Raw genomic sequence first — 5,238 nt, 5'->3', positions numbered from 1 at the left:
ACCTCCTTTGGGAAGGTACAAGTATAGATAATTATACTTGATTGAGGGTGTGTGCCACCATGATAGGGAAAGACCCATATGAAAACAGGTGATTTTCCGCAATCCATTAAAATTGGTCCCACCAGCGTTGCCTGGCTTGAATCCGAGATTAATGAATGGATCAATCAGAAATTAGCCAACCGCTGCCAGGGGAAAAAGCAGGAGGGAGAATAGTCATGACCCCCTCACTCAATTACGACATCTTGATCGATGCCTTGCATGCGTTGAAGGAAGGAGATATTCGTTACTGTGAAAAATTAGGTTTCACTTACGATGAAATGAATACGCTAAACCGAATAACCCTCGATGAACTATTCATTATCAGCAGAGCATATGCCCGGTTTATGAATGTGACCATTCACCATGAGGCTCTGCACCTTCTGCTGCTCCAATCCGGCCAGGAAGTGAAACTTCAGGACCAAATTAATCGGGCAATTTCGCTTGGTGGTTCACTTGAACTTATCAATCGGTATTTTAGCCTGACTAGCCATGAAACGTGCGCCCGTCGCCGATTACTGGGTATTCATGTTGCCCAGGGACGAACGCGGCTTCCAAATGAAAATATCGATGCGGATATCTGGCTACGTTGGCAGAAGCAACGCGTGGATAATATCGAATCACTCCACGCACTCGATGCCATGATGCAAATCACCGAAGAACTCGCTTGCAAGGATGATGCCCCACCCTCACCGCTGTCTGGCAGCGTATTGTGCTTAGTGAAAAAGAAAAATTAATCAGGGGAAAAACGAATGCCCGATGAAATTGATCACGTTCAGGAATTTAATGAGCAGCAGTTTGAAACAATGATTAAAAAAATCCTTTTTAAACTGGCCGTAACACCATCGTTATTTCACTGTTGACTCTGCCATGACGCCATTCCAGACGCACGATACCAGACCCTGCGCGGCGTGATGACGCGTATTGCTTGTCAGGCCCAGATTGAATGTAAACGTGGTTATTGAAGCAGGTTTGGAAGTTATGATAAACAGGAATGGACACTTGTAATTCGCATCTTAAAGAAATTGTCCGGATGTCACAGGGGAACTAGCGAACAGGAATGGTTGACATGATGAAATATTTATCGCTGCTGGTAGTGATGATTCTGGCAGGATGTACCAGTGCGCCAAACTTGCCGCGTACCGATACAATTGTGGCTGTTAAACCTATCGAGTCCGGCATTATCGCCAGCTCAGCTAAATTCAGTTACCGTTTTTTCGTAGCGGCGTGCCGCAGGAATATCAGCGTTATAAGACATTTTATGAACGCTTTCATCAACAGGCCTCCGGAGTGCGGGTTAACTTTGTGGTAGAACAACATGAAGTCACGGCAGAGTACCTGGTGGTGATTGATAAGCGCAAACTGGATGCCGGGCAGCATACAGTGCTGGTCAATGAGTATCAGGCGGTGCAGATTTATAACGATCGCCTCGGTGTTTTGTTTAAAGCGGCAGGATTTTGGTCTTCATCGTACGCTCCAGAACTGGCAGCCCCTTACCAGTTGGAACACCCAGTGGTGGTATCAATCAATGATAAGACCAAAACGCTGAGCACTCTTGGAAACGTCGCCCTGATCCCTTTGGTACCCTTGTTTCCGCTGGTCATGATGCACGGATGCGCCACTGGGCGCTGTGTATGAGGAAAATAACGGCTTCAGAAACGACCTGGCTTTGCCAGGGGGGGGGGTTAGCTAAGGAGCTTATGATAAAACCTCCAGCCCCCCTGACCATTATGGACTCATAATGTCTGCCAAGAGCGAGGAGCCGACGCTTATAGTTACACAACTGCCAAAATATTTGTTTATCTAGAACTTGCATCATGCACTCTACAGAAGTAACTTAACCTTAATTTTTATCATGATATTTTTTGTGCTCACCATAATCATAGTTAGCAATCCAAACTCACAGTATGGAATAAACGATGAATAGAGAAGATATGTACGACACAACTTATAAACGCTTATTACAATATTTCCCCGAAAAGCCTTGGCAAGAAGCAATTTTAAAATTAGGTAGTAATCCTCCAATCCATAGACTTGGAGAGAACTTAATTTCATATGGTTTATACTTGTGTGAATCTAAGAGATTCGATGAATATGACGAATACGATAGGAATGCTGTTGCAGATGCAATCCTTTATAGTGAGAAATTAATGGATTTTTATGATGAACTGCACGAAAATAAAAAAAATCCATTTAAGTCTCGTTGGAAAGCAGTCTTTTACGTGGCCAATGATATGCGCGCATTGACTTTCGAAATATTTGTATATTACTCTCTTCAAAGCTACGACTGGAGTGTAGAAAGTAAAGATGATTCCACATCTGGAGAAACATATGATTATCTAGCATCAAGAAAGGATAATGTAGTTCAAGTGGAATGCAAATCTTTTGCATACAATAAAGGGTTGTTAATAAATGCATAAGAAGCTAGCAATTTGGCTGGTGAAATATTAAACAACTATTCAATAAAAAACGAAAACCCTAAAAAAGAATTATACATAGTTACTGTTAACGTATGTCAAAAACTCCCTAAAAATCCAGGTGCTGTATCTAAAATCATTGCTGAAATTTTGTCCGCTAAGATCTGTGAGTTCAATCGATGGATGCAACTCACAGGTTTAATTGCCTAATTTCTTTAAGCTTTAACCCGTCTAACAAGGGTTTTACTGCAACCAATGCTGAGAAGATGACGTCTAAGGTTTTTATCTATGTGACTATCCAACGTGAAAATTAAAAACTCTATATCTTCAATCACCTTAACAACATCCGCACTTGATATTCTTGTGAGACTCACCTTTGGTCTGTCACAATTATGAATGCAATCATGTCTTCTCTGGATTAACGAAGCATATCTGTTAGAGAGTTTTTCCAACATAGATTTTCTTTTTTTTCTTTATCCGACTTGGAAAGTTTTTTTGAATTCTGTTGAGCTAATTCCCATTAGGCGATATTTTGCTGATTTTGTTAGTAGCCAGTCTTCCATCATCGCCTGGCTCAATATTTTATTATTGCTATTCATGATATGGTTGAATAACTCCTTAATTTTATCGATTGAAAGTACGTTGTCTCTTTCAATCAAATCACGCGCTGCATTTCGCCACTTCCAATTTGAGATTGTATTCTGAGCATCGATAATAGAGTTTATAGGTAATTTCAATTGCTTTATTCTGGAGCTTAACTGAACTTTGTTATAGATACTTTTTGCAATTAGGATTTTTTATAATGTATCTGCAAATGCATCACAAAAGTATGCATCAAGTCCACCAATCGCAATCATCCAGGATGCTCTATATATATCATCTTTTAATGTCGATACTCCTAATGAATCAGCATGAACTCTAAGCTCTTTCGCTCGGTTAATATCTTGTTTAAAATGGCTTAATGCTGTGATTGGCATACGTTACCTATAAAATAAATTAAAGATCTCGGCGCTTGAACTGTTAGACTTGAATGTTTTCGGCTATAAAAACTGTCAATTTTGGACTTGTAACTAAGAAATCGTATTTTTGGCACTATTTTTATAGTATGCGATATCTTACCTCATAGTTTGGTCTTTGCACATTCTAATGTTTTCAATGTCCGCTCCTGGCACGAAGCTGTCGATCGAGTTGGATTGAAGGTCCGCCCTGAGCGAGGCACGGACGTTAAATTGCTGGAATCTTTCTAGAGGAGAATGGTCAGGTATACCCAAGAGCACGCTACATCGGCCTGACGTTTTTCGCCCAATAACGGTTTGGTGTACAGCAACACTAGTTTACGTATCTTTTCTCGATTAGCATAGGGCACACACCTCGATATGAGTGTTCAAGAAATAGAAATTGACGAAGGCAATAAAAGGGAGGCGTGATGTTTACCCCGGAATTTATAAATGAAGAACGCGGAGAGTTTCTCCTTGTAGCCAACCACAGCCTGGAATCCCCGGAATCTATACAATTCAGTATTGCATATAATCTTGCCAGAATATCTTACGGGCTATCGCAGCTTCCACCGCACATTCGAACCTGCCGGGTCGTCTATGATATCAGAGGCCAATCAATCCCTGACGTGGTCCTGACCCAGGTCAACCGAGCGCTTGAGCAGGTAGCCATTGTTGAGTTTAATCGCTAATGGGACTCCAGTTAATTGTAAAAGCAGAGCGTAAGAAGATAGAAAAAGCTTCGGGTTCACTGACGCCAGAATGTGAAATTTTCCCGGTTGCAGAAGGCCTTTTTGGTATTTCAATTCCGGAGCAAAGTCTCTCATCCGGGGGAAAGATGTCGCTCTACACAAACTTGAACAACTAAAGCGTTTTAACCTTTGGTAGGGATCATGGCAAGAATCCAAGCGACGTTGGTTCCGGTGAGGTTCAGCTCTGAGCGGGGAGCAGATGTTTTAGATTCAACTATTTTCTTAGCTTCCGGGATCAGGAATAATTACCATGTAGAATAGCTTTTATTACCCCAATTACTGTTCCGGGTACATCGACCATATGAGTAAATTACAAAAACTAATTGCCGCCGAGCATACCACCTTTTTACCCTACTCCAACCTCCCTTCGACGGCGATATCTCGTATCGCATCAAAATGCCAAAGGAATGAAGTTGCCGAAGCCCATATCCTAATAAAGGAACTCAACGCTGAGTTAGCCACAGTACCTGATTGGGATAGTGATACACAGGACGACATCTGGAGGGCCATCGAATTGTTCAGAGCAATCCTAGCGAAGGTAAGATAATAAATGACCTTGATATCCGCTCCTGACACGAGTCCGCTCACAGCAGCGATTCTTGGAAGCTAAGAACAAAAGCTAGTCAATTATTGCAGATGGTTTTTCATTCTCGGGCGACCAATAGCCACCACTGCCATGGTACGTTTCAGCTCCCAATACGAACTGAGTTCCGCAATGCTTACATACAAAATGATAATCAACTATATCGCCCCATATTATCTTTTCAGCACACTCATGAAAGCTGTATTGGTTCCAATCATCAGTTGCTTTAATTTCGGTCAGAACCCCTTAGCTGAGAGCATGCTTTGCAATGCGGATTGCCTTCCGTAATTGTTCAGGTTGACGGATAACGTATTTAACACATAGATCTAGGCACTGCTCGCAACTCATCAAACAACCTCCATACTGATGATGTAAGTATCCCGGTAAACCTAACCATTCACTTTTAGAGATCTTCTGACATACTGATTATGTCCCGTTGAGGAGATCGCCATGCG

3 protein-coding genes and 4 pseudogenes are annotated in these 5,238 nt (G+C 41.8%); 5 read left to right on the top strand and 2 right to left on the bottom strand.

Annotated features, from left to right (window positions below; translation table 11 throughout):
- Positions 1–75: 75 nt before the first annotated feature.
- From CS369_RS22445 to CS369_RS22425, 5 genes and pseudogenes are all read left to right on the top strand, one after another.
- A pseudogene (locus CS369_RS22445) lies at positions 76–213 on the top strand (helix-turn-helix transcriptional regulator); the annotation flags it as partial.
- 2 nt (positions 214–215) lie between these two features.
- Positions 216–799: pseudogene (locus CS369_RS22440) on the top strand (DUF2857 domain-containing protein).
- Positions 789–1,001 (top strand): annotated as a pseudogene (locus CS369_RS24325) (TraR/DksA family transcriptional regulator). Before CS369_RS22440 ends, CS369_RS24325 begins: the two co-directional pseudogenes overlap by 11 nt.
- A 104-nt stretch (positions 1,002–1,105) precedes the next feature.
- Positions 1,106–1,674, top strand: a pseudogene (locus CS369_RS22430) (hypothetical protein).
- Positions 1,675–1,955: 281 nt separating this feature from the next.
- Positions 1,956–2,456 carry a hypothetical protein gene (locus tag CS369_RS22425; RefSeq protein ID WP_196908771.1) on the top strand — a complete coding sequence of 167 codons (501 nt, stop codon included), beginning with the start codon at positions 1,956–1,958 and terminating at the stop codon, positions 2,454–2,456.
- Between the two features lie 470 nt (positions 2,457–2,926).
- Here the strand turns inward: CS369_RS22425 and CS369_RS22415 are convergent, their stop codons facing one another.
- Together CS369_RS22415 and CS369_RS22410 are read right to left on the bottom strand one after the other, a co-directional pair.
- A complete protein-coding gene (locus tag CS369_RS22415; RefSeq protein WP_196908769.1) occupies positions 2,927–3,190 on the bottom strand; it encodes a hypothetical protein in 264 nt (87 codons plus the stop codon).
- 60 nt (positions 3,191–3,250) lie between these two features.
- On the bottom strand, positions 3,251–3,430 hold the full coding sequence (locus CS369_RS22410) for a hypothetical protein (protein WP_196908768.1): 180 nt from the start codon (positions 3,428–3,430) through the stop codon (positions 3,251–3,253).
- Positions 3,431–5,238 lie beyond the last annotated feature (1,808 nt).

The organism is Candidatus Symbiopectobacterium sp. 'North America', from assembly GCF_015762685.1.
Lineage (GTDB): Bacteria > Pseudomonadota > Gammaproteobacteria > Enterobacterales > Enterobacteriaceae > Symbiopectobacterium.
This window is presented reverse-complemented; position numbering and strand designations above follow the sequence as displayed.

Bases quoted from the DNA above. Each gene is read 5' to 3' on its own strand.
- CS369_RS22410 (WP_196908768.1), bottom strand. From the start codon at position 3,430: ATGCCAATCACAGCATTAAGCCATTTTAAACAAGATATTAACCGAGCG.
- CS369_RS22425 (WP_196908771.1), top strand. From the start codon at position 1,956: ATGAATAGAGAAGATATGTACGACACAACTTATAAACGCTTATTACAA.